This is a genomic window from Haloferax sp. Atlit-6N, from assembly GCF_003383195.1.
In the GTDB taxonomy this organism is placed as follows: Archaea; Halobacteriota; Halobacteria; order Halobacteriales; family Haloferacaceae; genus Haloferax; species Haloferax gibbonsii.
On record NZ_QEQJ01000331.1, the window covers coordinates 1 to 456 of the forward strand.

The 456-nt window shown below is 70.8% G+C and carries 1 protein-coding gene; it reads left to right on the plus strand.

Features of this window, described 5'->3' with window-relative positions:
- Window positions 1-456: SLC13 family permease (locus tag DEQ92_RS22600; RefSeq protein ID WP_255564077.1), on the plus strand; the 456-nt coding region annotated here is incomplete at both ends.

The following is a 456-nucleotide window of genomic DNA, read 5'->3' on the forward strand; positions in this document are numbered from 1 at the left end:
CAGCGTCGCTGCGCTACTTCAGCGACACCGACGAACTCCTCGTCGTCGACGAGCGCGGACTCGAAGAGCGGCTCGGCGACGAGGACGAGACTCTCCCGTCCGTCTCCTCGACCGCGCCGGTCGCGGTCGGGATCCTGCTCGGCGTCGTCGCGGTCGCCGCTCTCGATCTGCTACCGATCGTGATCGCCGCGCTCGCCGGCGTCGTCGCGATGGTCGTGACGGGGTGTCTCTCCACGTCGGACGCCTACGACGCGGTCTCCTGGAACGTGATCTTCCTGCTCGCCGGCGTCATCCCGCTCGGGGTCGCGCTCACGGAGACCGGCGGGGCGGCTCTGCTGGCAGAACTCCTCGTCGCCATCGGCGGCGTGCTCCCGCACGCGGCGGTGCTGTTCGTGCTCTACGTGGCCGTGGGGTTGCTGGCGAGCGTCATCACGCCCGTCGCGACCGCGGTGCTCG